Source organism: Ancalomicrobiaceae bacterium S20, from assembly GCA_040269895.1.
Taxonomy (GTDB): Bacteria; Pseudomonadota; Alphaproteobacteria; order Rhizobiales; family Ancalomicrobiaceae; genus Methyloraptor; species Methyloraptor flagellatus.
Genome location: CP158568.1, coordinates 4,746,305 through 4,772,096, shown reverse-complemented (window position 1 = coordinate 4,772,096; position 25,792 = coordinate 4,746,305). Strand labels below are relative to the sequence as shown.

20 protein-coding genes and 1 pseudogene are annotated in these 25,792 nt (G+C 68.8%); 9 read left to right on the top strand and 12 right to left on the bottom strand.

Features of this window, described 5'->3' with window-relative positions; genetic code table 11:
• Positions 1 to 42 precede the first annotated feature (42 nt).
• The 3 genes from chvE to araD1 form a co-directional block, all read right to left on the bottom strand.
• On the bottom strand, positions 43 to 1,107 hold the full coding sequence (gene chvE, locus ABS361_21560) for a multiple monosaccharide ABC transporter substrate-binding protein (GenBank protein ID XBY44559.1): 1,065 nt from the start codon (positions 1,105 to 1,107) through the stop codon (positions 43 to 45).
• Positions 1,108 to 1,511: 404 nt separating this feature from the next.
• Entirely contained in the window at positions 1,512 to 2,957 is a 1,446-nt protein-coding gene (locus ABS361_21555) for an aldehyde dehydrogenase family protein (GenBank protein ID XBY44558.1), read from the bottom strand.
• Positions 2,958 to 3,058: 101 nt separating this feature from the next.
• Complete coding sequence (araD1, locus tag ABS361_21550; GenBank protein ID XBY44557.1) at positions 3,059 to 4,057, bottom strand: AraD1 family protein; 999 nt, start codon at positions 4,055 to 4,057, stop codon at positions 3,059 to 3,061.
• 208 nt (positions 4,058 to 4,265) lie between these two features.
• Between araD1 and ABS361_21545 the strand changes: the two genes are divergently transcribed.
• Positions 4,266 to 5,264: a LysR family transcriptional regulator gene (locus ABS361_21545; GenBank protein ID XBY44556.1), complete on the top strand. Its 999-nt coding sequence runs from the start codon at positions 4,266 to 4,268 to the stop codon at positions 5,262 to 5,264.
• 6 nt (positions 5,265 to 5,270) lie between these two features.
• Here the strand turns inward: ABS361_21545 and ABS361_21540 are convergent, their stop codons facing one another.
• From ABS361_21540 to ABS361_21510, 7 genes and pseudogenes are all read right to left on the bottom strand, one after another.
• Positions 5,271 to 5,705, bottom strand: coding sequence for a type II toxin-antitoxin system HicB family antitoxin (locus ABS361_21540; GenBank protein XBY44555.1), 435 nt, complete (start codon positions 5,703 to 5,705; stop codon positions 5,271 to 5,273).
• A 40-nt stretch (positions 5,706 to 5,745) separates the two neighbouring features.
• A complete protein-coding gene (locus ABS361_21535) occupies positions 5,746 to 5,949 on the bottom strand; it encodes a hypothetical protein (GenBank protein ID XBY44554.1) in 204 nt (67 codons plus the stop codon).
• A gap of 61 nt (positions 5,950 to 6,010) precedes the next feature.
• On the bottom strand, positions 6,011 to 6,559 hold the full coding sequence (locus ABS361_21530) for a universal stress protein (GenBank protein ID XBY44553.1): 549 nt from the start codon (positions 6,557 to 6,559) through the stop codon (positions 6,011 to 6,013).
• Between the two features lie 71 nt (positions 6,560 to 6,630).
• Positions 6,631 to 8,253: a cation:proton antiporter gene (locus tag ABS361_21525; GenBank protein ID XBY44552.1), complete on the bottom strand. Its 1,623-nt coding sequence runs from the start codon at positions 8,251 to 8,253 to the stop codon at positions 6,631 to 6,633.
• Between the two features lie 247 nt (positions 8,254 to 8,500).
• Positions 8,501 to 8,878, bottom strand: a complete 378-nt coding sequence (locus ABS361_21520) for a response regulator (GenBank protein ID XBY44551.1) — start codon at positions 8,876 to 8,878, stop codon at positions 8,501 to 8,503.
• A 255-nt stretch (positions 8,879 to 9,133) separates the two neighbouring features.
• Positions 9,134 to 11,367 (bottom strand): annotated as a pseudogene (locus tag ABS361_21515) (xanthine dehydrogenase family protein molybdopterin-binding subunit).
• 18 nt (positions 11,368 to 11,385) lie between these two features.
• Positions 11,386 to 11,844: a (2Fe-2S)-binding protein gene (locus ABS361_21510; GenBank protein XBY44550.1), complete on the bottom strand. Its 459-nt coding sequence runs from the start codon at positions 11,842 to 11,844 to the stop codon at positions 11,386 to 11,388.
• A gap of 403 nt (positions 11,845 to 12,247) precedes the next feature.
• On the opposite strand from ABS361_21510, the gene ABS361_21505 reads away from it, so the two are divergent.
• The 6 genes from ABS361_21505 (at position 12,248) to ABS361_21480 (ending at position 21,712) form a co-directional block, all read left to right on the top strand.
• The gene (locus tag ABS361_21505) at positions 12,248 to 14,182 is read left to right on the top strand and encodes a hypothetical protein (GenBank protein XBY44549.1); all 1,935 of its coding nucleotides are present in this window, start codon (positions 12,248 to 12,250) and stop codon (positions 14,180 to 14,182) included.
• A 10-nt stretch (positions 14,183 to 14,192) separates the two neighbouring features.
• Positions 14,193 to 15,143 carry a PEP/pyruvate-binding domain-containing protein gene (locus ABS361_21500; protein XBY44548.1) on the top strand — a complete coding sequence of 317 codons (951 nt, stop codon included), beginning with the start codon at positions 14,193 to 14,195 and terminating at the stop codon, positions 15,141 to 15,143.
• A 1-nt stretch (position 15,144) separates the two neighbouring features.
• Positions 15,145 to 15,822, top strand: coding sequence for a PEP-utilizing enzyme (locus tag ABS361_21495; protein XBY46976.1), 678 nt, complete (start codon positions 15,145 to 15,147; stop codon positions 15,820 to 15,822).
• A gap of 119 nt (positions 15,823 to 15,941) precedes the next feature.
• Entirely contained in the window at positions 15,942 to 16,076 is a 135-nt protein-coding gene (locus ABS361_21490; protein ID XBY44547.1) for a hypothetical protein, read from the top strand.
• Positions 16,077 to 16,308: 232 nt separating this feature from the next.
• On the top strand, positions 16,309 to 17,904 hold the full coding sequence (locus ABS361_21485) for a glucan biosynthesis protein D (GenBank protein ID XBY44546.1): 1,596 nt from the start codon (positions 16,309 to 16,311) through the stop codon (positions 17,902 to 17,904).
• A gap of 190 nt (positions 17,905 to 18,094) precedes the next feature.
• Positions 18,095 to 21,712: a hydantoinase B/oxoprolinase family protein gene (locus ABS361_21480; GenBank protein XBY44545.1), complete on the top strand. Its 3,618-nt coding sequence runs from the start codon at positions 18,095 to 18,097 to the stop codon at positions 21,710 to 21,712.
• Positions 21,713 to 21,718: 6 nt separating this feature from the next.
• Here ABS361_21480 and ABS361_21475 read toward each other — a convergent pair whose 3' ends face one another.
• Positions 21,719 to 22,405 (bottom strand): class II aldolase/adducin family protein, encoded by a 687-nt coding sequence (locus ABS361_21475; protein ID XBY44544.1) that lies wholly within the window; start codon positions 22,403 to 22,405, stop codon positions 21,719 to 21,721.
• An 81-nt stretch (positions 22,406 to 22,486) separates the two neighbouring features.
• The gene (locus ABS361_21470) at positions 22,487 to 22,936 is read right to left on the bottom strand and encodes an Lrp/AsnC family transcriptional regulator (GenBank protein XBY44543.1); all 450 of its coding nucleotides are present in this window, start codon (positions 22,934 to 22,936) and stop codon (positions 22,487 to 22,489) included.
• Positions 22,937 to 23,122: 186 nt separating this feature from the next.
• On the opposite strand from ABS361_21470, the gene alr reads away from it, so the two are divergent.
• Entirely contained in the window at positions 23,123 to 24,247 is a 1,125-nt protein-coding gene (alr, locus tag ABS361_21465; GenBank protein ID XBY44542.1) for an alanine racemase, read from the top strand.
• Positions 24,248 to 24,375: 128 nt separating this feature from the next.
• The gene (locus ABS361_21460; protein XBY44541.1) at positions 24,376 to 25,632 is read left to right on the top strand and encodes a D-amino acid dehydrogenase; all 1,257 of its coding nucleotides are present in this window, start codon (positions 24,376 to 24,378) and stop codon (positions 25,630 to 25,632) included.
• Positions 25,633 to 25,792: the final 160 nt, after the last annotated feature.

The window sequence follows — 25,792 nt, the reverse complement described above, 5'->3', positions numbered from 1 at the left end:
GCATCGCGGAGTGGCGGGGGATCCAAAGGCCGAAGGGTCAGGTCACTTCAGCTGATCTTCCTTGTAGTAGCCCGAACCGACCAGGATTTCCTTCCAGTTCGTGGCATCGACCGCGACCGGCTTCAGCAGGTAGGACGGAACCACCTTCTTGCCGTTGTCGTAGGTCTTGGTGTCGTTGACCTCGGGCTGCTTGCCCTGCAGGACCGCGTCGACCATGTTCGCGGTCACCTTCGCGAGCTCGCGGGTGTCCTTGAAGATGGTCGAATACTGCTCGCCCTTGATGATCGACTTGACCGACGGCACCTCGGCGTCCTGGCCCGAGACGAACGGCAGCGGCTGGTCCTTGGTGCCGTAGCCGACCGACTTCAGCGACGAGATGATGCCCATCGACAGGCCGTCATAGGGCGACAGCACGGCGTTGACCTTGTCCTTGCCGTAGTAGGCCGACAGGATCGCGTCCATGCGGGCCTGCGCGACCGCGCCGTCCCAGCGCAGCGTCGCGACCTTGTCGAAGGCGGTCTGCTTCGAACGGACGACGAGCTTGCCCGAGTCGATGTAGGGCTTCAGCACCGACATGGCGCCGTTGAAGAAGAAGGTGGCGTTGTTGTCGTCCGGCGAGCCGGCGAACAGCTCGATGTTGAACGGACCCTTGCCGTCCTTGAGGCCGAGCGCCTTCTCGAGCGTCTGCGCCTGCAGCACGCCGACCTGGAAGTTGTCGAAGGTCGCGTAGTAGTCGACGTTCTCCGAACCGCGGATCAGGCGATCGTAGGCGATGACCTTGATGCCGGCGTCCTTGGCCTTCTGCAGCGCCGAGGTCAGGGTCGTGCCGTCGATGGCGGCGATGACCAGCACCTTCACCTTCTTGGTGATCATGCCCTCGATCTGGGCGAGCTGGTTCGGAATGTCGTCCTCGGCGTACTGGAGGTCGGTGCCGTAGCCCTTGTCCTTGAACACCTTGACCATGTTGTCGCCGTCGGCGATCCAGCGCGCGGACGACTTGGTCGGCATGGCGATGCCGACGGTGCCCTTGTCCTGAGCCTGGGCACCCGAGGCGAGCGCGAGCGCGCCGAATGCGAGCGCCGCGATGGCGGATTTGATCATCTTCACTGGTCTCTCTCCCTAGCCGAGTGCCGAGCGGGTTCGACCCGCCTCGAATTCTGGGTCCGGTTGTCTGACCGGGCTTTTTGGACGTCCTGGCTGCGGCTCCAGAATCGATTGAATACGCGGACGGCGATACCGACGCGTTCCGGCGGCGATCCGAGCGCCCCGCCCGAGGTGCATGGATCGAGCCCGAAGGTTCATGGAATTCCGATAACTGTCAAATACGAATTCGGCAACTATCCATACTTGAACCGATATGGTTTCTACGGACCCGCCATGGGCTCCGACCGACAAGGCCGGGCAACGCAAAACGGCTCGAATCCGCACGGATTCGAGCCGTTTCAAGTCTCTAGCGATCATCGATCACCCGATCGCCCACGCGCGCGAAACGCGTGCCTCGGGCACAGCGATCACGCGAGCGTGTACTGGGTCTTGACCTGCGTGAAGAACTCGCGGGCGTAGGAGCCCTGCTCGCGCGGCCCGTAGGACGAGCTCTTGCGGCCGCCGAACGGCACATGGAAGTCGACTCCGGCGGTCGGCAGGTTGACCATGACCATGCCGGCCTCGGCGTTGCGGCGATAGTGCGTCGCGTACTTGAGGCTGGTCGTGCAGATGCCCGAAGCGAGGCCGAAGGCCGTGTCGTTGGCCGTCGCGAGCGCTTCCTCGTAGTCCTTGACCCGGATCACGGAAGCGACCGGCCCAAAAATCTCCTCGCGGCTGATGCGCATCTGATTGGTCGCCTCGACGAACAGCGCCGGGGCCATGTAGAAGCCCTCGGTCTCGCGGTTGAGCCGCTCGCCGCCGAAGGCGAGCTTGGCGCCCTCTTGGCGACCGATCTCGACGTAGCGCAGGTCCTGATCGAGCTGGCTCTGATCGACGACAGGGCCGATCTGCGTGCCGCTCTTCAGCGCGTCGTCGACGACGAGCTTCGACAGGCGCTCGGTCATGGCCGCGACGAACCTGTCGTGGATGCCTTCGGTGACGATCAGGCGCGAGGACGCCGTGCAGCGCTGGCCCGTCGAGTAGAACGCGCCGTTGACCGCGCACTCGACCGCGATCGACAGATCGGCGTCGTCGAGCACGACGAGCGGGTTCTTGCCGCCCATCTCGAGCTGGATCTTCTTCATCGGCTCGGCCTGGATGGCCGCGGCGGCGAGCCGCCGGCCGGTCGGCACCGAGCCGGTGAACGAGATCGCCGCGATGTCGGGATGTTCCAGCATGCGCTGGCCGACGACCGAGCCCTTGCCCATCACCAGATTGAACACGCCCGCCGGCACGCCGGCGCGCACGATGATCTCGGCGAGCGCATGCGCCGAGCCCGGCACCAGCTCGGCCGGCTTGAACACCACGCAATTGCCGTAGGCGAGCGCCGGCGCGATCTTCCACGCCGGGATCGCGATCGGGAAGTTCCACGGCGTGATCATGCCGATGATGCCGAGCGGCTCGCGGGTGACGTCGACGCCGATGCCCGGGCGCACCGACGGCAGCGTCTCGCCGGCGATCCGGATGGTCTCGGCGGCGAAGAACTCGAAGATCTGGCCCGCGCGCGTGACCTCGCCGATACCCTCCGGCAGCGTCTTGCCTTCCTCGCGCGACAGGAGCCGGCCGAGCTCCTCCTTGCGGGCGAAGATCTCGGTCGCGACCTTCTTCAGGATCTCGTGCCGGGCATAGGGCGTCGTACGCGACCAGGCCGGGAACGCCGCCTTGGCGGCCGCCGCGGCGGCATCGACATCGGCAGCCGAGCCGCGCGCGTAGTCGCCGAGCGTGTCGGCGATGTTCGAGGGGTTCAGGTTCGGCGCGGCCTCGTGGGCCTCGACCCATTCACCGGCGATGAAGTTCTTGGCGACGGCGGTCATCGGTTCGTCCTCTCGGAAGCGGTGCGGGCCATGGGTGGCCCTCGAACGGGATCGGCCGGACTGAACAGCCCGGCCGAAGGAATAGCAAGTCTCGGATCGGCTCAGAGCGCCTTGACGCCACCGGCCGGCGCGGCCGCGACGGCCCAGGGGTTGCGCAGCGGCAGACCGAAGGGCGGCGCCGACACCTCGAACACGTCGCCCGGCCGGGTCACGATGCCGTCCGAGAAGCTGAGCGTCGCGGTGCCGAAATAATGCACGTGGACGTCGCCCGGGCGGCGGAACAGCGAATATTTGAAGTGGTGGTGCTCGAGGTTCGCGATGGCGTGGCACATGTTGTCCTCGCCCGACAGGAACGGCTTCTGCCACAGGACGCCGCCGTCGCGGATCACCCGCGACATGCCCGAGATATGCGCCGGCAGCGCGCCGAGCAGCACCTCGGGTCCGAAGGACGAGGCGCGCAGCTTCGAATGCGCGAGGTAGAGATAGTTCTCCCGCTCGGTGACGTGATCGGAGAACTCGTTGCCGAGCGCGAAGCCGATCCGCCACGGCGTGCCGTCCGGACCGATCACATAGAGGCCGACGATCTCCGGCTCCTCGCCGCCGTCGAGCGCGAAGGACGGCGACGGCAGCGTGCCGCCCGGCGGCACGACGGTCGAGCCGTCGCCCTTGTAGAACCACTCCGGCGCGACGCCGACCGCACCGTTCGCCGGCTTGCCACCCTCGATGCCCTTCTTGAACATCTTCATGCTGTCGGTGAGCTTCGCCTGGTCGGCGAGATCCTTGTGCATCTTGTCCCGCCCCTCGGCGCTGCCGAGATGGGTCAGGCCGGTGCCGGTCACATAGAGATGGGCCGGATCGGGATGGTCGAGCGGCGCCAGCATGCGGCCGTCGCGATAGGCGTCCTCGAGATCGACGGGCTCGGCCGGCGCGCTGGCGACGCGCGCGGCGACCAGATCGGCGAGCCCACGCGACTGCGCGATCGCTTCCTGCGCCAGCGCGAAGACCGAAGCGGCACCCGGCACGAAGACGGCGGAGCCGTCGTCGAGAACGGCGGCGACCCGACGCTCGCCGCGCGGATCGATGAGTTGCGACAGACGCATGGACGTAGCTCCCTCCGAAGATTCTGTTGTTGCGGCGACCCGCAAGGCCGCCGTCCGCGGCACGCCGGGGCCCTTCGACCCGACGCCCCGATATTCGGGAGCCGGAGCTTAAGGGCCAGAAGCGATAACTGTCTAATGACAAGCCCGGCACACGTGATATGCATTTCGATATGCATTGGGCCAACGAAGCCCGCCGCCGGAGAAAGCCATGCCCGACGCCCCCGAGGAGCCAGCCAAAGACCCAGCCCGTGCCCCGAAGCGCACGGCGCAACGGGTCTCGCCGGCCGAACGCCTGCTGAAAACCCGTCTGAAGCTCAGGCACCTGAACCTGCTGGTTGCGCTCGACGACCATCGCAAGCTCCACCGCGCCGCCTCGGAGCTGAACCTGTCGCAGCCGGCGGCATCGAAGATGCTCGGCGAGATCGAGGACATCGTCGGCGTGCCGCTGTTCGAGCGCCTGCCGCGCGGCATCGAACCGACCTGGTACGGCGAGGCGCTGATCCGGCGCACGCGCACGATGCTGTCCGAGCTCGGCCAGGCCGGCGAGGAGATCGCCGCGTTGAAGGCCGGCGAAGGCGGCGCGGTCGCGATCGGCACGGTGATGGCGCCGGCCGTCGATGCCGTGCTGGAAGCACTGAAGGCGGTGCGCTCGCGCATGTCGCGCCTGCAGGTCTCGGTCGACATCGAGACGAGCGACGTGCTGACCGAGCGCCTGCTCGCCTCCAAGCTCGATTTCGCGGTCGCGCGCATCCCGACCGGCGTCAATCCGCAGCCCTTCGTCTATCGCGAATGCAAGGCCGAGGAATGCTGCCTGATGGTGGCCCGCAGTCACCCGCTCGCCGACAAGGCGGTGGTGACGCCGGCCGATCTCTACGACCGCGAATGGGTGCTGCAGCCGCGCGGTTCGCTGCTCCGGCGCAGCCTGGAGGCGATCATGCGCCGCCACGGCGTGCCGCCGCCGGACCGCGTGCTGGTGACCGGCTCGATCCTGATGACCATGGTCATGGCCGCCAAGACCGAGGCGATCGCGCCGCTGGCAATCCCGGTCGCCGAACTGTTCGTGACTTCGGGCAACTTCAAGATCCTGAAGTTCTCCGAGCCGATCACGGTCGAGCCCTTCGGCCTCGTCCGCGTCCGCGACCGCCCGCTGTCGCCCTCGGCGCAGGTGCTCTACGCGGCGATCGAGGAGCAGCTGGTCGGACGGTGAGGCGACTCAGGCCGCCGTTGGCGTAGCCTCAATGGAAAGTCGCACACCGAGGACCCGAGCCGCTTCCACCATACGGTCGAGGCGGGTCGAATGGTGAGGATCCAGGATCCGCTCGACGTCGTCGACTGAAATGGAGAGCTGCCGTGCGAGATCGCTCTTCGAGTAGCCCGTCGCGCGCCAAGCTCGGTGAACGGCTGCCTTGACGGCCAAGGAAGGCGGAAGCTCAATGAGACGCTCACCCGGCTGAGGTGGCGTCGGCATCGGCAGATCCTCCCCCTCGGCGATCAGGTGGCCGATGAGCGTCGCCAATGCGTCGGCGGCAAGTTCAGTCGCTTCAGCGTCGTCGTCACCGAAGGTAAGCAATCCGGGGAGATCCCGGCAGGTCACACGGATCCCATCCTCTTCCGCCGGAACGAATTGCATTGCGTAGATTTCACGCATTCTCGGTTCCCCACGACGAAACTGAATCCGACGCTGACGATCATAAATCAGAAAATTCTATGTTCAACTGTTTGCAGATCGCCGCGATACGACCGGGGGTCAACTTGTCCTGCACGGTGGTCTTGGCCGCACCGATCCGGACGACGTAATGTGATCCTTTGCCTCGGTTCGTGTCCACCATGAAATCGAGATCGCGCTTCCGCGCGTAGCGCCGCAAAGCTCGGATGAGTTGATCCCTGTTCATTGCGCCCCCGCTCGCGCGTTGGCGGACGTTCACACACGTAAAACACGAAGTCCAGCTCACATCACGTGGAGACGAACAGGAGCGATGTCTCGGCCTCGTCGAGCAGCGCCTCGGCGACCTTGCCGAAGGCGAGCCGCTCGCCGGGGCGGCGGTTGACGCCGAGCACGATCAGATTGTGCCGGCCGACCGCGGCCTGTCGGCGGATCGCATCCTCCGGCGCGCGGCGCACGCGCACGGTCGTCCGGACCGCGACGCCGTAGCGATCGGCCAGTTCGACGATCGCCTTCAGCACCGCCTCATCCTGCCGCCGCAACCGCCAGAACCGGGCGGTGCCCCGGCTCTCGGTGCCGACGTGGCTGACCAGCAGCACGGTGACGCGCGCGCCGCTCGCCCGCGCGATCGCCATGGCCGCTTCCGCGCCGCGCCGCGACACTTCCGAGCCGCTGACCGGCACCAGAATGTCGAGCGGCCCTTCCGCCGGCCGCTCGGCATGGATCCCGCGCGCCGCCGCGATCGCGAACGGCCCGTCGAAGCCGAGCGCGGCCCGCGTCACCGGCCCGCCGAACCCGCCCTCCGGAGCAACCAGTGGATGCAATCCGACGAACAGCAAGTCGTAGCCCTTGCGCGCCTCGCTCGAGACTGCGGCCTCGGTATCGTCCGGCTCGGCCGGCTTGGTGACGATCAGGTCTGCTTTCGGCCGCGGCGTCCGGATCTCTTCATCGCCATCGTCGGAGCCGCGGACCGCCCCTCGGCCGAGGTCTCGACGATCTCCGCCTCCGCCGGCCGCTTGCGGGCCTCGGCCGGTTCGGCGGCCGGCGACGCCGGCCTCAGATCGAGCACCGTCACCGGCATGCCCCGGAACGCGGAGACGAGCCCGGCCAGCCGCGAGGCGAGCTTGCCGTTGGCGCTGCCGTCGACGGTCACCAAGAGCCTTTCGAGATTGGGCACGAAGCCGGTCGCGGCGAAGGCCTCGCGCGCGATCCGGCGCTCCTCATCCTCGCTGAGCGGGATGCGCGCCAGCGCCCAGCGCAGCGTCGGCGGCATGACCATGGTGGTCAGCACCGCCATGGCGACGATCATCGTGAACAGGTCGTGGCTGAGCGCGCCCATCTGAAGACCGATGGTCGCGACGATCACCTCGGTGGAGCCGCGCGCATTCATGCCGAAGGCGAGCGCCAGGCTCTCGCGCCGGTCGAGCCCGCCGAGCGCGCCGCCGAGGAACGCGCCGCCGAACTTGCCGATGCTCGCGATCAGCACGAGCGCGGCGGTCAGCCCGAGCAGATAGGGGTTGCTCAGGATGGTGAGATCGGCGCCGAGCCCGGCGAGGCCGAAGAACACCGGCATGAACAGCGCCACGATCAGCCCGCGCAACTGTTCTTCGACGTGGCGAGCCAGGATCGGCGACTGGCCGACCAGCACACCAGCGACGAAGGCGCCGAGCACGCTGTGAACGCCGATCAGATGCGTGGCGAGCGCCATCACGGCCATGATGACCAGAATGGTCGAAATGACCGGGAATTCGCCCTCCAGATGATCGTTCGACCAGCGGATCGCCCGGAACACCAGCACGCGCCCGACCGTGAACGACAGCGCCAGGAACACGAAGGTGCCGACGATCGCCTGCCCCAGCGCCCAGGCGTCGACCGTGCCATGGCGCGCCAGGCTGAAGGTGATCGCGATGACCACCCAGCCGAGCGTGTCGTCGATGATCGCCGAGGTGACGATGATCTGGCCGATGTCGCGGGAGAGAAAGTTCATCTCGCGCACGACCATGGCGACGATCTTCACCGAGGAGATCGACAGCGCCGTGCCGAGGAACAGGGAGGTCACCAGCCGCATCTCCGGATGCGGCAGCATCGCGTCGGGCAGCATCTCGCCGGCCGCGACGCCACAGGCGAACGGGATCGCGATGCCGGTCAGCGACACGCTCGCCGCCGCGCGCCCGACCCGGCGGATCAGCGAGGGATCGGTCTCCATGCCGGTCAGGAGCAGCAGCATCAGAATGCCGAGCTGCGACACGGCATCGAGCATGGCCTTCTGCTCGGGCGCGGTCGGAAACAGCGCCCTCTGCCAGTCCGGCGCCAACAGGCCAAACACGGACGGTCCGAGGATCAGCCCGGCAATCAGCTGGCCCATGACCGCCGGCTGCCCGAGACGCTGGGCGATCTCGCCACAGATCCGGCCGGCGGCGACCAGGATGAGCACCTGGATGATGAAGGTGACTTCGGACGGGCCGCCGCCTTCGGCCGCGCGCGCCGGCACCATGAGCGCGACCAGCGCAAACAGCATCGTCCCGAGCACCATGAGCGCCGCATGGCGACGCTCGGGCCTGGGCGACGAGCCGCAGGGGCTCATTCTGAAACGGAAAAAGGGGAGCAGGGCAGGACCTCGGGGCGCGGGAATGCGTCTGCAACGAACAACGAGTTCGCCCGACGTAAGATCCATCGCCGATCCAATTTGCCGGATTGCGCACACTGCCGATTTTCGGTCGATGACATCGGCACATGTCCCGCCGAGCGCCCCGGCGAGCCGGGGCGCAGCGGAACGGAGATCAGCCGGCTGCGCCGGCCGAGACGAGGCTCTTGAGTTCCTCGATATGGGCAACCGTGAAGGGCTTGCCGAGTTCGAACACCCGGTCGCCCTTGGCGCGCACGCCGAGGCCGGCGTGCCCGGTGACGATCACGATCGCCGTGCCCGGGTGCTTCGCCCGCACGGTGTGGCTCAGGGCGTGCCCGTCCATGCCGGGCAGGGTGAGGTCGGTGAACAGAAGATCGAGCGGATGAGACGAACCGTCGAGCCAGGTGAGGGCCGCCTCCGCCGATCCCTCGTCGCCGACGACGGCAAAGCCGGCATCTTCCAGCATGTCCACGGCGGACATCCGAACCAGGACCTCGTCATCGACGACCAAAACGCTGAGCTTGTCGGTCAAATGGCACCTCCATGGTTGAAGCCGTGCCCGGTCGGAGCGGATCCCCGGCCGCGGCATGGCCTGCTGTGGCGAGCGGGGCGACGGACCTAGGCCCGACGTCCACACTGCCACCAGCGGCAGCAGCGATTGTGTCAATGCACGACCACGCTCGAGGTTCCCATTTTGAGTACCTCAACGTAAGGCACCCAAACGTCGCGGGAGGCGGTCCGTCCGGACCGCCTCCCGCCTGTTTACGTGCCGATGCGCCTAGCCGGATCAGGCGCTCAGCGACTTGGCGAAGGGCAGCACGCGGATGCGCTTGCCGGTCGCCTTGTAGACCGCGTTGGCGAGCGCCGGACCGATCGGCGGCACGCCCGGTTCACCGACGCCGGTCGGCCGCTCGGCCGACTTGACGATGTGCACCTCGACCTTCGGCATCTGGTCGATGCGCAGCGGCGTGTAGGCATCGTAGTTGCCCTGCTCGACCTTGCCGGCCGAGAGCGTGATCTCCTCACCGAGGATGGCGCCGAGGCCGAAGCCGATGCCGCCTTCCATCTGCGCGCGGATCACGTCCGGATTGACCGCGATGCCGCAATCGACCGCGCAGACGACGCGCTCGACCTTGATCGCGCCCTTGTCCCCGAGCGAGATCTCGACCACCTGCGCGACGTAAGAGCCGAAGCTCTCGGCGACCGCGATGCCGCGGAACCGGCCCGGCGCCGGCGGCGTCGACCAGTTCGCCTTCTCGGCCGCGAGCTTGAGCACGCCCGCATGGCGCGGATGGTGCTCGAGCATCGCGAGACGGAATGCGACCGGATCCTTGCCCGCGGATTCCGCGACCTCGTCGAGGAACGCCTCCACCGCATAGGCCGAGTGGGTCGAGCCGACCGAGCGCCACCACAACACCGGCACCTTCACATCCGGCGTCGTGAGCCCGACCTTCACGTTCGGGATCGCGTAGGGGATGTTGGCCGAGCCCTCGACCGAGACCGGATCGATGCCGTTCTTGATCATGCCGGCTTCGAGCATGGTGCCCTTCATGATCGACTGGCCGACGATCCGATCGGTCCAGGCGACGAGCTTGCCGTCCTTGTCGAGGCCGGCCTGCATCGCGTGCACGAAGGCCGGACGATACTGGCCGGCGCGCATGTCGTCCTCGCGCGTCCACTGCAGCTTGACCGGTGCCCGCCACTTGAGCGCGGCGCCGATGAACACGACCTCGCTGATGAAGTCGACGTTGGTGGTGGCGCGCCGGCCGAACGAGCCGCCGGACTTCAGCACATGCAGCTTGACCTTGTCCGGCGTGATGCCGGCGATCTTGGCAGCCGTGCCCTGGTAGACGTCCGGGAACTGGTGGCCGGACCAAAGGTCGAGCGTGCCGTCCGGGTTCATGCGCACGACCGCGTTCATCGCCTCCAGCGCCGCATGCGCCAGATACGGGAACTCGAAGGTCGCCTTCAGCACCTTGGCGGCCGAGGCCATCGCCTTGTCGGCGTCGCCTTCGGTCCGCGCGATCGCCTCCGGCTCCTTGGCGGCGAGATCGCGATAGAGCGCCATGATCTCGGCCGAACCGCGCTTTTCGGCTTCCGCCTCGTCCCAGGTCGCGGTGATCACCTCGCGGGCCTTGATCGCGGCCCACATGTTTTCCGCCACGACGCCGACGCCGCGCGGCGTCGCCACCGCCTCGACGAAGCCCTTGACGCCCTTGGCCTTGGAGGCGTCGAAGCTCTTCAGCTTGGCCCCGAACATCGGCGGATGGATCATCACCGCCGTCAGCATGCCCGGCAGCTTCACGTCGATGGTGAACTGCTGGGTACCGTTGGTCTTCGGCTTGCTGTCGTAGCGCTTCAGCGTCTCCGAGCCGATCAGCGTCCAGTCCTTCGGCTCCTTCAGCGGAATCTCCGCAGGCACCGGCAGCGTCGCTGCCTTGGCGGCGAAATCGCCGATGCCGGCCGACTTGCCCGACGCAGTGACGATGCCGTTGGCGATAGTGATCGCGTTGACCGGCACGCCCCAGGCCTCCGAGGCCGCCGCCGCGATCAGCAGGCGGGCGGCCGCGCCGGCGAGCCGGTAACGGTCCCAGGTCGCGGCAATCGAGGTCGAGCCGCCGGTGCCCTGGAAGGCGCCGCCGAAGGCGAGATTGCCGTAGAGCTTGACGTTGCCCCAGCCCCCTCGACGTCGATCTTCGAGAAGTCGCAGCCGAGTTCCTCGGCGACCAGGGTCGCCAGGCCGTGCCAGGAGCCCTGGCCCATGTCGAACTGCGACGAAATCACGGTGACCTTGCCGTCCGGCGCGACGCGCAGGTAGGCGGCGAACGGCTGGGCGTCCATCGGCTTGATGGCCGGCGGCGCGCCGGCGGCTTCCGCCTCGAGCGGCCGGAAGCCGATGGTCAGCGCGGCGCCGGCCGCGGCGGTGGCGAGGAGAAAGCCGCGCCGCGACGGCACAGCGAGCGGAGACGTGGTCGCCGCGGCGGTCCCGCCGTTGAGGCTCTCGGCCGAGAAGCGGCTCATGACGTGCTTCAACATGGCTCAGGCCTCCAGGCGCTTGGCGGCTTCATGGATGCCGGCGCGGATCCGATGGTAGGTCGCGCAGCGGCACAGGTTGCCGTGCATGGCCTCGTCGATCTCGGCGTCGGAGGGCTTCTTGTTGGTCGAAAGCAGCGCTACGGCCGACATGATCTGGCCGGACTGGCAGTAGCCGCACTGCGGCACGTCCATCTCGGTCCAGACGGTCTGCACGGTCTTGGCGACCTTGCCGTCGATGCCTTCGATGGTGGTGATCTGGCGACCGACGGCATCGGACGCCGCGGTCTGGCACGCGCGCACCGGCGTGCCGTCGACGTGGATGGTGCAGGCGCCGCATTGCGCCATGCCGCAGCCGAACTTGGTGCCGGTCATGCCGACGATGTCCCGGATCACCCACAGCAGGGGCATGTCCGGGTCGACGTCCAGAGCGTGGCTCTGGCCGTTGATGGTCAGATTGATCATGTGAAGTCCCGCCTCTCCTCGAGCCAAAGGCGGCGAACCGGCTCTTCCGGCCGGTCGTCTCGTCCCTTGGTCTTAAGTGGTTCAACGCATGTAGGTCGCCGAATGCGATCCGCTCAGGGGCACAAGGCGGCCTCACGGATCTGTGATCATTCCAATGTGCAGAACGCATACGGACCATGGAACGATCGCGATGTTGCCGTGATCTCGGCGTGCCCCGACGGCGCGCAGGCCCCGGGCGCACACGTCGAGCGCAGCGCGGCTACGGCCGGTCGCGACCCGTAGGCGCGTGCCGCGCGCTCGGGCGGCTCACGCGGGCGTCCCAATGTGACGGTCCGGTGAATGATTTCGAGCAAGGCCCGCCCCGATCGGCATCGCCATAGTCGCCCTAGAGACGGAGGGGACCATGACGGCGAAGACCCTGATCATCGAACATCTCGGCGAGAACGCGCTGCTCCTGCCGGCGCGGATCCGCGCCGGGCTCGACGCCAACGACCGGGCGAAGGTGCTGATGTCGGCGCTGCAGGCCGCGGTCGAACAGGCGTTCGGCCGTGGCGGCGCGGCGAGCGATCTCCACGCCGAGGCCCGCGCGGTCGGGCTCGATGCCGATCGCGTGCGCGGCTTCATTCGCGGTGCGGCCGCGCAGGATGGCGAGCGATTCGCGGCCCCCGGCGCGGTCGCGATCGCCCATGACCTCGGCGCCGACATCGAGGCGATGATCGCGGCCGCCGGTGCGGCCGGCGACGACGTATCGGCGTTCCAGGTCCGGTTCGCCGCGCTCGCGGCCGATCTCGCGACCGACGGCGACGGCCTCGACCGCGCGCAGGTCGCCCGCATCACCGCCGCCGGCACCAAGAGTGCCGACAGCCTGCATCGGCTGATCATGGACCTGCACAAGGCGCTGAACCGCCTTGCCGCCGATCATGCCGAGGAAGATGTCGCCGGCGCCCGCTGCTCAGGCCTCGCCGGTGACGATCGACAGGCGGTGAGCGCCTTCATGGCCGGTGTCGAGGCGACCCGGAAGCTGAAGTTCGACCATCCCGGCCTCGACACCACCGCGGCACGCGCGGGCGAGCGGCTGCTGATCCAGAACGACATCGGCACGACCGATGCGCACGTGCTATGCGTGACCGTCACGGAAGCGGCGGTCGACGTCACCTACACCGACGTGCACCGCTCGCGCGCCAAGTTCTTCATCGGCCTGTTCTCGTCCTTCGAGGACGTGGTCTGGACCGCGCCGAGCGCCCACAAGGCCGAGGGGCTCGCCGAGGGTGCCGCCTTCGAGTTCGTGACGGCTCATCTGGACGTTGCCGACCCGCGCCGGCGCGACACGTTCCTGAGCGCCGTCGGCGCCGCGCTGGTGTTCCTGATCGACTGGAACAAGGCGCGCAAACAGTTGCAGCGCTTCGTCGACAAGGACGACGCGATCCGCGTGCTCGACTGGGCGGCGCGCCGGCGCCTCGGCCACCGCGCCTTTCTGGAGCTCGGCGGCGCCGATCTCGTCAACGGGGCCATCCAGCGCGCCGCCGACGGCCACATCGGCTACGGCGTCCGGCTCGATCACGCGATCGGCGAGGATCAGGCCGTCGACTTCCTGCGTCAGGCGCTCAGGATCGCCTGCGAGGGCCTGCTCGCGGCGCGCTCCGACCGGCTGATCCGCGACGCCATCGATGCCGAACTCGTGCGCCGGCTCGAACGCTCCGGCAGCACGCTCCTGCAGGGTGTCGTGACCCAGGCCGGCCTCGCGCGCTCGATCCTCGCCGGCCTCGCCGAAGCACTCGGCCACGGCGACGCGGTACGCGCCGCCGCGACCGCCAAGCGCATCGAGGAGAAGGCCGACCGGCTGGCCATCGATCTGCGCGCGACCGCCGAACGGCTCAAGGTCGAGGGCAAGGTCGCGCCGCTGATCGATCAGGTCGAGCAGGCGATCGACGACGTCGAGGAGGCCTCGTTCTTCCTGTCGCTGTTGCAGGGACCGGGCATCGATGCGGGCAACGGCGACCTCACCCGACTGGTCGCGACCGCAACGCGCGCCGCCGAGGCGGTCGCGCGGATGGCCGATGCGGCCTCCGCCGCCGCCGACGGCCACCGCATCGACATGGACGACGCGCTCGCCGCGATGGCGGATCTGTTCGCGCTCGAACATGCCGCCGACGACGAGGAGCGCGCCGCACTGGCCGCCACGCTCCGCACCGAGACCGATCCGCGTCGCACGATCGTGCTGACCCAGTGCGCCCGCCGCATCGAGGCGGCCACCGATCGCTTCGCCCATGCCGGCCACCTGATGCGCGCGCATCTGCTCGGCGAACTGAACCGTCACGCCGATGCCGACCGGCTCTGAGGAGACCCCGATGAAACGCGTCCATCTGATCGGCGGCCCGGAGACCGAGGCGCTGGAACCGGAAGTCGTCGGCAACAAGGCCGCCAACATCGCGGCCATGGCCCGCATGGGCCTGCCGGTGCCGCCGGCCTTCGTGCTGCCGGTCGCCTTCAACGCCAAGCTCGCCAAGGGCAAGCCGAAGGCGCTCGCCGCGCTCGACGACGCCCTCGCCGAAGGCATCGCCTTCCTGGAGGCGCGGACCGGCCGCCGGTTCGGCGACCGGCGCCGGCCGCTGCTGGTGTCCGTCCGCTCCGGAGCCGCCCGCTCGATGCCGGGCATGCTGGAGACCGTGCTCGACGTCGGCGCAACCGAGGACGCCGCCGCCGGTCTCGTCCGGTTGACCGGCAATCCGCGCTTCGCGCTCGATTGCCGGCGCCGTTTCCTCGAAGCCTACGCCGAGACCGTGCTCGGCATCGATCCCGCGCCGCTCGCCCACGCGCTCGAGGCGTTGGTCGCGGCCGAGGGAGTCGACAGCGACCGCGACCTCGACGCGGTCGCGCTCGCGACCCATGTCCGCGCCGCGCTCGACCATGTCGCCGAGGCCGGCCACCGGATCCCGGCCGCGCCCCTCGATCAGTTGCGCGCCGCCGCGCTCGCCGTCTTCGCCTCGTGGGAGCAGCCGAAGGCCGTGACCTATCGCAAGCTCCACGGCTACGAGGATCTCGAAGGCACCGCCGTGACGGTGCAGGCGATGGTCTACGGCAATGCCGACGCCCGTTCGGCGGCCGGCGTCGCCTTCTCGCGCGACCCCGCGCGCGGCGAGAACTCGGCCGGTGGTCGAACTGCTGTTCGACGCCCAGGGCGAGGACGTCGTCTCCGGACGCCGCACGCCAGCGGGCTTCGACGGCCTCGCCGCCCGCCTCCCCGAGGTCGCGACGCGGCTCACCGCCGCGCTCGCCGATCTGGAACGTGCCTTCCATGACGTGCAGGACGTCGAATTCACGGTCGAGCGCGGCGAGCTCTGGTTCCTGCAGACCCGCGCGGCCAAGCGCACGCCGCGCGCGGCATTGGCGATCGCGGTCGACCATGTCGCCGAAGGCCTGATCACCCCGGCGGAAGCCCTCGCCCGCCTCGACGGCATCGACGAGGCCGCGCTCGACGAGACCCGCTTCGCCGACGACGACGCAATGCCGATCGCGGCCGGCGTCGCCGCCTCGCCCGGCGCTGCGGTCGGTCGCATCGCCTGCGACAGCGCGGCGGCCGTGCGGCTCGCCACCGCCGGCGACCCGGTCGTGCTGGTCCGCCCCGACACCTCGACCTCGGACATCGCCGGCTTCGCAGCGGCAAGTGCCATCGTCACCGCCACCGGCGGCCGCACCGCCCACGCCGCGGTCGTCGCCCGGCAGATGGGTCGGCCCGCCGTGGTCGGCTGCGCCGGCCTCGCCGTCGACCCGGCCGGGAAGACCGTCGGTTGGCATGTCGCGACCGGCGGGGGCCGGCTCGCGGAGGGCGACTGGATCTCGGTCGACGGCGCGAGCGGCGCGATCTTCGCAGGGCGGCGCACGATCGAGCGCACCCGTCCCGACGAGGCCATCGCCATCTGGCACGGCTGGAGCGCGACGGAAACCCGACACGGACGCCGCCGCTCCGCTCGGTCTTGAGCCGTGCTATGGAACGCTCGGCAAGCGCGTCGGGGGGCGCCTTCGGAGTGACCGAGATGACCGACCGTTCGACCCGGCAACCACCGCGACCGCCCCGGCGTGAGAAGGAGCCGCCGATCATGACCATGCTCGTGATCGGCGCCGTCCTGCTCGGCCTGTGCTGGTGGGCGTTCGAACAGATGAACGCCTACGACAAGCTGCAGACCTGCGCCCTGTCCGGCCGCAGAGATTGTTCGAAGGTGGTCGGCCCCTGATCGTGGACCGACGATCGGGGCCGCCTCGACGTGCCGATCCCTGAGCCGGCAAAGGCGCTCCGCCCTCCGGCTCGGGATCGACGGGCGGGGAGCGGAAACCAATTCGCACGAAGGCACGCGGTCTCGTTTCCGCCGTGATTGCAGGCGAACGACGGGTGTCCTACATCGTTGACGCGGCGACCCGTCAATGATGCCGTTTCGAAGTCGCCAGAGCCCGTTTTTGAGAGACCGAATGAGCGCCGATCCTTCCCGCCGTGATCTCCTGGCCGCCTCGGCCGCCGCCGCCTTCCTCGCCGGCCTCGGCGTCTCCGTCCGCGAGGCGCAAGCGATCCCGCTGAAGTTCGGTCAGGCGAAGCCCTTCTCCTACGCGGCGCTGGTCGCCCGCGCCCGCGAGATGGCGACCAAGCCCTATCAGATGCCGTACAAGCCGGCGCCGGACATCGTCGATCAGATCGACTACACCGCCCACGGCAAGATCAAGTTCAAGACCGACTTCGCCCTGCACGGCGACAATCCGGGCGTCTACCCGGTGACCTTCTTCCCCCTGGGCAAATACTTTCCCAAGGGCATCAAGATGTACTCGGTCGACGGCGACAAGGCCCGCGAGGTGCTCTACGAGCCGGAATACTTCGACATGCCGGACGACAGCCCGGCCCAGCGCCTGCCGGAGGATTCCGGCTTCGCCGGCTTCCAGGTCAAGGAAGCCAAGTCGCGTCCCGACTGGCGCCAGAAGGACTGGGTCGCCTTCCTCGGCGCCTCCTACTTCCGCGCCATCGGCTCGCTCGGCGAATATGGCCTGTCCTCGCGCGGCGTCGCCGTCAACACCGCCGGCCCGAAGCCGGAGGAATTCCCGGACTTCATCGAGTTCTATCTCGCGCCCGCGACCGCCGAGCACCAGCCGATGGTCGTGCACGCGCTGCTCGACGGCCCGTCGATCACCGGCGCCTATCGCTTCACCATCCGCCGCACCGAAGGCGTGGTGATGGACGTCGAGAAGTCGCTGTTCATGCGCAAGGACGTCGAGAAGCTCGGCATCTCGCCGATGACCTCGATGTACTGGTTCTCGGAATACGACAAGGGCTATGAGCTCGAGTGGCGCCGCGCCGCGCACGACTCGGACGGCCTGGCGCTGTGGACCGGTGCCGGCGAGCGCATCTGGAGGCCGCTGGTCAACCCGCCGCAGCCGCACACCTCGGCCTTCGTCGACGACAACCCGCGCGGCTTCGGCCTGATGCAGCGGCAGCGCGATCCGGCCGCCTATCTCGACCGCTATCTGAACTACGAGCGCCGCCCCTCGCTCTGGATCGAGCCGATCGGCGGCTGGGGTCCGGGTTCGGTGCAGCTCGTCGAGCTGCCGACCGACCATGAGGACTTCGACAACATGGTCTGCTTCTGGGTTCCGCGCGAACCCGTGAAGGCCGGCCAGTCGTTCGAATACCGCTACCGCCTGCACTGGGGCGCCGACGAGCCCTACCCGGCGACCAACCTCGCCCGCCCGCTGTTCACCCGCATCGGCCGCGGCGGCTTCCCCTATACCCGCGCCAACCCGCCGGAGATCCGTCGCTTCTCGATCGAGTTCGGCGGTGGCCCGCTCGACCAGTTCCCCAAGGACCAGAAGCCGGTGGCGGTCATCACGCCGTCGCGCGGCGAGATCTCCTCGGTGTTCCTGGAGACGACCACCTGGAGCAAGAACTGGCGCCTGCAGTTCGACATCCGGGCCGAGGGCCCCGAGCCGGTCGATCTGCGCGCCTACCTGAAGCAGGGCGAGACGGCCCTGACCGAGACCTGGCTGTTCCAGCTGCATCCGCAGCAGCTGCCGAAGCCCTGAGGCGACGCCCTCGACCTTCCGTTCGAGCAAGCAAAGGCGCGGTGCCGCGATGCGGCCCGCGCCTTTCTCTTGTGCCTCGCCCACCGGGCGACCGTGCCCCGGTCCGAGCCGGGCACATCCCCGGCCGAGGCACTGGTCAGCCGACCGTTCTTGCCCCATGGTCCCGCCGAACCCAACGGAGGCGACGGGCATGGCGTGGGATTTCTGGATCGATCGCGGCGGGACGTTCACGGACGTGATCGGGCGCGACGGCTCCGGAAAACTGCATGTCGTCAAGATGCTGTCGGAGAACCCCGGCGCCTACCGCGACGCCGCGGTCGCCGGCATCCGCAAGCTGATCGGCCTCGGCCGGGGCGAGCCGATCCCGACCGGCGCGATCGGCGAGGTCCGCATGGGAACCACCGTCGCCACCAACGCGCTCCTGGAGCGCAAGGGCGAGCGCACCGCCTTCGTCACCACGCGCGGCCTCGCCGACGTGCTGGAGATCGGCTACCAGGACCGGCGCAAGATCTTCGCCAAGAACATCGTCAAGCCGTCGCTGCTCTATGAGCGCGTGATCGAGGCCCACGAGCGCGTGCTCGCCGACGGCACGGTCGAGCGCCCGCTCGACCGCGACGCCGCGCGCCGCGACCTGCAGGCCGCCTTCGACGCCGGTATCCGCGCCGTCGCCATCGCGCTGATCCACGGCTATCGCCACTCCGCGCACGAGATCGCGCTCGCCGAGATCGCCAAAGACATCGGCTTCCCGCAGATCTCGGTCAGCCATGCGGTCTCGCCGCTCATCAAACTGGTCGGCCGTGGCGACACGACAGTCGTTGACGCCTATCTGTCGCCGATCCTCGGCCGCTACGTCGCGCAGGTCTCGGAGGAACTGGACGTCGCGCGCACCGGCGCGCGGCTGATGTTCATGATGTCGTCGGGCGGGCTCACAGGCGCCGACCGGTTCCAGGGCCGCGACGCGATCCTGTCGGGTCCGGCCGGCGGCGTGGTCGGCCTCGCCGAGACCGGCCGCGCCGCCGGCTTCGACAAGGTGATCGGCTTCGACATGGGCGGCACCTCGACCGACGTCGCCCATTACGACGGCAGCTTCGAACGCGCCTTCGAGACCGAGGTCGCGGGCGTGCGCATGCGGGCGCCGATGATGCTGATCCACACAGTCGCCGCCGGTGGCGGCTCGATCCTCGCCTTCGACGGCGCCCGCTTCCGCGTCGGTCCGGAGAGCGCTGGCGCCGTGCCCGGCCCGGCGAGCTACCGGCGCGGCGGCCCGCTGACCGTGACCGACGCCAATGTCATGGTCGGCAAGCTGTCGCCGCAGCATTTTCCGGCGATCTTCGGCCCCGACCAGAACCAGCCGCTCGACCGCGACGCCGTCGCCACGAAATTCGCCGACCTCGCGACCCGCGTCGGGGACGGCCGCAGCCCGGAGGAGGTCGCCGACGGCTTCCTGAAGATCGCCGTCGCCAACATGGCCGAGGCGGTCAAGAAGATCTCGGTCCAGCGCGGCTACGACATCACCGCCTATGCGCTGAACAGTTTCGGCGGCGCCGGCGGCCAGCACGCCTGTCTGGTCGCCGACGCGCTCGGCATCGAGAGCGTGCTGATCCATCCGCTCTCCGGTCTGCTGTCGGCCTATGGCATGGGCCTCGCCTCGATCCGCGCTTCGCGCGTCGAGACGATCGACGTCGCGATCGAGGACATGCGCACGCCCCTCGGCGACGCCGCCCGCCGGCTCGCCGCGATCTGCCGCGCCGAACTCGCCGAGCAGGGCGTCGCGGCCGACGACGTAACCGTCAGCGTCACCGCCCACATCCGCTACAAGGGCACCGACACCACGCTCGACGTGCCCGCGCCCCTCGACGGAAACGCACTCGCCCCCGAGGCCGAAGCTTTGATGCGCGAGACGTTTCTGGCGCTGCACGGCGCCCGCTTCGGCTTCGTCGATCACGACAAGCCGCTGGTGGTCGAAGCCGTCTCGATCGAGGCGGTCGGCGGCGCGGCAGCGCTGGCATCGACCGCCGCGACCGAAACGGAGACACGCGACGCGCCGGTCGCCGATCGGACACGGTTCTTCAGCCAGGGCACATGGCACGACGCAACCGTCCATCTGCGCCGCGACATGCGTGCCGGCGACCGTGTCCGCGGGCCGGCGATCGTGATCGAGCCGAACCAGACCGTCGTCGTCGAGGCGGGATGGCAGGCCGTGCTCACGCCGCGCGACGATCTCGTGCTGACCCGTATCGCGCCTCGCCCGAAGACCGAGGCGATCGGCACCGACGCCGATCCGGTCATGCTGGAGATCTTCAACAACCTGTTCATGTCGATCGCCGAGCAGATGGGCGTGGCGCTGCAGAACACCGCCTACTCGGTCAACATCAAGGAGCGGCTCGACTTCTCCTGCGCGGTCTTCGATGCCGCCGGCGCGCTCGTCGCCAACGCGCCGCACATGCCGGTGCATCTCGGCTCGATGGACAAGTCGGTCGAGGCCGTGATCGCCGGCAATCCGGTGATCCGCCCCGGCGAGGTCTATGCGCTGAACGCGCCGTACAACGGCGGCACGCATCTGCCCGACATCACGGTGTGCACCCCGGTGTTCGACGAGGACGGCGAGCGGATCATCTTCTGGGTCGCGAGCCGAGGTCACCACGCGGACATCGGCGGCATCGCGCCGGGCTCCATGTCGATCGAGGCGACCACGATCGAGGAGGAAGGCGTCTACATCGACAATTTCAAGCTGGTCGAGAACGGCGTGCTGCGCGAGGCGGCGCTGGAGACGCTTCTCACCGGCGCGACTTACCCGGTCCGCAACCTGACCCAGAACGTCAACGACCTGAAGGCCCAGATCGCCGCCAACACGCGCGGCGCGGCCGAGCTGAAGAAAATGATCGCGCATTTCGGCCTCGACACCGTCCAGGCCTACATGCGCCACGTCCAGGACAACGCCGCCGAGAGCGTGCGCCGCGTGCTCGATCGGCTCGACGACGGCAGCTTCGAACTCGAACAGGATTCCGGCTCGAAGATCCGTGTCGCGATCACCGTCGACCGCACCGCCCGCCGCGCGACGGTCGACTTCACCGGCACGAGCCCGCAGCGGCCGGACAATTTCAACGCCCCTGCCCCGGTCACCCGCGCCGCGGTGCTCTATGCCTTCCGTGTCATGGTCGATGCCGACATCCCGATGAACGCCGGCTGCCTGGAGCCGATCGACATCGTCGTGCCGCCGGGATCCATGCTGTCGCCGCAATATCCGGCCGCGGTCGTCGCCGGCAATGTCGAGGTCAGCCAGCAGGTGACCAACGCGCTGTTCGGCGCGCTCGGCGCTCTCGCCGCCGCGCAGGGAACGATGAACAACCTGACCTTCGGCAACGCACGCTATCAGTATTACGAGACGATCTGCTCCGGCGCCCCCGCCGGCCCCGGCTTCGACGGCGCCGCCGCGATCCACACCCACATGACCAACTCGCGCCTGACCGATCCCGAGATCCTGGAAACGCGCTTCCCCGTGGTGCTCGAGGAGTTCTCGGTCCGGCGCGGCTCGGGCGGAACGGGCCGGCACAAGGCCGGCGACGGCACGCGCCGCACGATCCGGTTCCGCGAACCGATGACGCTGTCGCTGCTTTCGGGCGCCCGCCGCGTCGCCCCGTTCGGCCTCGAGGGCGGCGGCCCCGGCGAGATCGGCCGCAACATCGTCCGCCGCAACGATGGCCGCCTCGAGGAGCGCCCCGGCTGCTTCTCCACGCCCCTCGACGCCGGCGAGGCGATCACGGTGATCACCCCGACCGGCGGCGGCTTCGGGCCGGCGGAGGCTTGATCGCCGTCACTCGGCCGTGAGCGGCCGCTTGTCCTGCAGCCCGTAGCTCGCAAAGCCCTTGGCCGCATCGGCGATCTCGGCGTCCGACAGGATCACCGGGCCGCCGATCTGCAGCGCGAGATAGTATTGCTTGGCGAGCGTCTCCAGCTCGACCGCGAGCCACATCGCCTTGTCGAGGCCAGGGCCGGCCGCGATCATGCCGTGGTTGGCGAGCAGGCAGCCATTGCGGCCCTCGAGCGCCGTCAACGCATGTGCCGAAAGCGCCGCCGTGCCGTAGGTCGCGTAGTCGCCGACGCGGATATCGGTGCCGCCGAAGGCGGCGATCATGTAGTGGCAGGCCGGGATCGGCTTCCGCGCGATCGCGAGCACCGTGGCATAGGTCGAATGCGTGTGCACGATCGCGCCGACATCCGGCCGGGCGGCGAAGATGTCGAGATGGAACCGCCACTCCGTCGAAGGCTTGAGCGGCCCCTGCCAGTGTCCATAGCCCTCGGCCTCGGCGCCGACGATCGGCATCGACGCGATCATCTCGGGGCGCAGATCATCGTAGGGCGTCGCGCTCGGCGTGATCAGCATGCGATCGCCGAAACGCGCCGAGATGTTCCCCGAGGTGCCCTGGTTGAGCCCGCTCGCGTTCATCCACAGGCACTTGTCGATGATCGCCTGCCGGAGCGCGCGTTCGTCGTCGATCATGGTTCTTCCTCTGGCTCGGCTGACTGCGGCGCGGACGGTTTCACGCGGCGTCGCCGCTGTCGAGCCCCGCTCACCCTCGGCTCACCGCCCCGGCACCTGCAACACGCTGCGGATCGCGAAGCTCGACTGGATGCGCGCGACGCCGGGCAGGCGCGACAGTACCTCCTTGTGCATGCGCTCGTAGTCGGCCGCGCTCGCGACCTCGGCGCGGATCAGGTAGTCGGCGACGCCGGTCATCAGGTAGCACTCGCGGATCTCCGGGTGCTTGCGGATCGCCTCCTCGAACTGGTTCAGCGTCTCCTCGGCCTGCCGGTCGAGCGTGATCTGCACGATCACGATCATGCCGTCCGCCTCGTCGCCGCCGATGATCGCCGTATAGCCGCGGATGACGCCGTTCGCCTCCAGCGCCTGCACGCGGCGCAGGCACGCCGAGGGCGAGAGCCCGATCTCGCGCGCCAACTGGACATTGGTCATGCGCCCGTCCTTGCGCAGCAGACGGATGATGCGGCGGTCGAACTCGTCGAGCTGCACGACAACTTTCTCCTGAAATTACGCAATATTATTGCGCCATAAACACGAAATCGCAGTAAGCATGCGCATCGAGATGCCACATTCGAACGAATGTCTGAGACACTGTCTTTCATGTCCTGAATTTAGGCAAGCCCGCGAGAGGTGCAGCGGGCGGCCTTCGCGAGCGACGGACCAGGAGGGCGGACCATGCTGAGCCGGGTGACAGCGGATATCGACAGCGTGTTGCTGGGCGCGGGCGAACTCGTGGTCGATCTCGGCGCCCTGGCCGCCAATTACGCCACGCTCCAGCGGCTCCAGCCGCAGGCGCGCGTCGCCGGCGTGGTCAAGGCCGACGCCTATGGCCTCGGCGCCCGCGAAGTGGCGACCACGCTCTACAAGGCCGGCGCCCGCGACTTCTTCGTCGCCCATCTCGTCGAAGCGCTCGACCTGCGCCGCATCCTGCCGCGCGAGGCGTCGCTCTACGTGCTGAACGGCCTCGCGCCGGGCGCCGAGGCCGTCGCCGCCGATGCCGGCATCGTGCCGGTGCTGAACGGGCTGGATCAGGTGCTGCGCTGGTCGGCCGAATGCACGCTGCGCGGCCAGCGCCTGGCGGCCGCGGTGCAGGTCGATAGCGGCATGACCCGTCTCGGCCTCGCCCGCGCCGAGGTCGACATCCTGACCGCCGATCCGGGCATTCTCGCCGCCATCGACGTCGTGCTGGTGATGAGCCATCTCGCCTGCGCCGACGAGCCGAATTCGCCGGCCAACGCCGCGCAGTTCGCCGAGTTCTGCGCGCTGACCGAGCGCCTGCCGCCGGCACCGCGCGCGCTCGGCAATTCGGGCGCGGCATTCCTGAACGGCTTCGGCTTCGACCTGATCCGCCCGGGTCTGGCGCTCTACGGCGTTCATCCGGTCTCCGACAAGGGCTCGCCGCTGAAGCCGGTCGTGACCCTGCGCGCGCCGGTCGTCCAGCTCCGCGACGTGCCGGCCGGCGTCGGCGTCGGCTACGGCCTGACCCACACGACCGAAGGCGTCCGCCGCCTCGCGACCGTCGCGGTCGGCTATGCCGACGGCTGGCCGCGTGCGCTGAGCAACCGCGGCGCCATGGTCTTCGACGGCGTGCGCCTGCCCATCGTCGGCCGCGTCTCAATGGACAGCACGATCATCGACGTGACCGCACTTCCCGATGGCGCCCTGAAGCCGGGCGACATGGTCGAGCTCGTCGGTCCGCACCAGTCGCTCGCGGATGTGGCGCGCGACGCCGGCACCATTCCCTACGAGATCCTGACCGGCCTCGGGCACCGCTTCGCGCGGCGCTACGAGACCGCCTGAGACCCGCACGGGTCTCGGCTAACCGATCCCCGTTCGGCATCGCGATGGCGTGCCGGCACGGCTCCTGCTTTCCGCGGTTCGATCGACCGCGTCCTGTTCGAACTTGACCTAACTGCGAGGGGCTTACGATGAAGGTTCTGGTGCTCGGCGGCGGTGTCGTGGGCGTGACCACGGCCTATTATCTGGCCTATGCCGGCCATGAGGTGACGGTGCTCGACCGTCAGGCGGGGCCGGCGCTCGAGACGAGCTTCGCCAACGCCGGCGAGATCTCACCCGGCTACGCTTCGCCCTGGGCCGCGCCCGGCATCCCGCAGAAGGCGGTCAAGTGGCTGTTCATGAAGCACGCGCCGCTGATCCTGCGCCCGACGCTCGATCCGGACATGTACCGCTGGCTGATCTCGATGCTGGCGAACTGCACCTCCTCGCGCTACGCGGTCAACAAGGGCCGCATGGTCCGCCTCGCCGAATACAGCCGCGATTGCCTGATCGCGCTGCGCCAGCGCACCGGCATCAAGTATGACGAGCGCACCCAGGGCACGCTGCAGCTGTTCCGCTATGAGAAGCAGCTCGCCGCAGCCGACAAGGACATCGCGATCCTGAAGCAGGACGGCGTGCCGTTCGAGACGCTCGACGTCGACGGCTGCATCGGCGTCGAGCCGGCGCTCGCCCATGTCCGTGAGAAGTTCGTCGGCGGCCTGCGCCTGCCGAACGACGAGACCGGCGACTGCTTCAAGTTCACCAACGCGCTCGCCTCGATCGCCGAGAGCCTCGGCGTGCACTTCCGCTATGGCGTCTCGATCCGCAACCTGACCCGCTCCGGCGACCGCATCACCGGCGTGGTGACCGATGCCGGCACGTTCCAGGCCGATGCCTATGTCGCGGCCATGGGCAGCTACACGCCGCGCATGCTGCGCGACCTCGGCCTGTCGCTGCCGGTCTATCCGGTCAAGGGCTACTCGATCACCGCCCCGATCCTCGACGAGGCGCGCGCGCCGGAATCGACCATCATGGACGAGACCTACAAGATCGCGATCACCCGCCTCGGCGATCGCATCCGCGTCGGCGGCATGGCCGAGGTCTCCGGCTTCTCGACCGACCTGCCGGAGGCGCGCCGCGCCACACTCGAACATTCGGTCGACGATCTGTTCACGGGTGGCGGCGACCTGAAGGCCGCGACCTTCTGGTCCGGCCTCCGGCCGATGACGCCGGACGGCACCCCGATCATCGGCGGTACGAAGTTCGGCAACCTGTGGCTCAACACCGGCCACGGCACGCTCGGCTGGACCATGGCCTGCGGCTCGGCGAGCGTTCTCGCCGACCTGATCGGCGCCCGCCATCCAGAGATCGAAGCCGGCGATCTGGCGCTCGACCGCTACGCGGCCTGACACGATCCCACGACATCGACGGGGTTCTGAAAACGAGACCGGGGCGCAGCATATGCGGCCCGGTCTTTTCGCGTGAGGGCTTCGGGCGTGAAGTCCCCAAGCGCGACGATCGGACCGGCCAGGGTCGGAAGTCCGTAACTTTCCCTAGAGGCCTGAACGG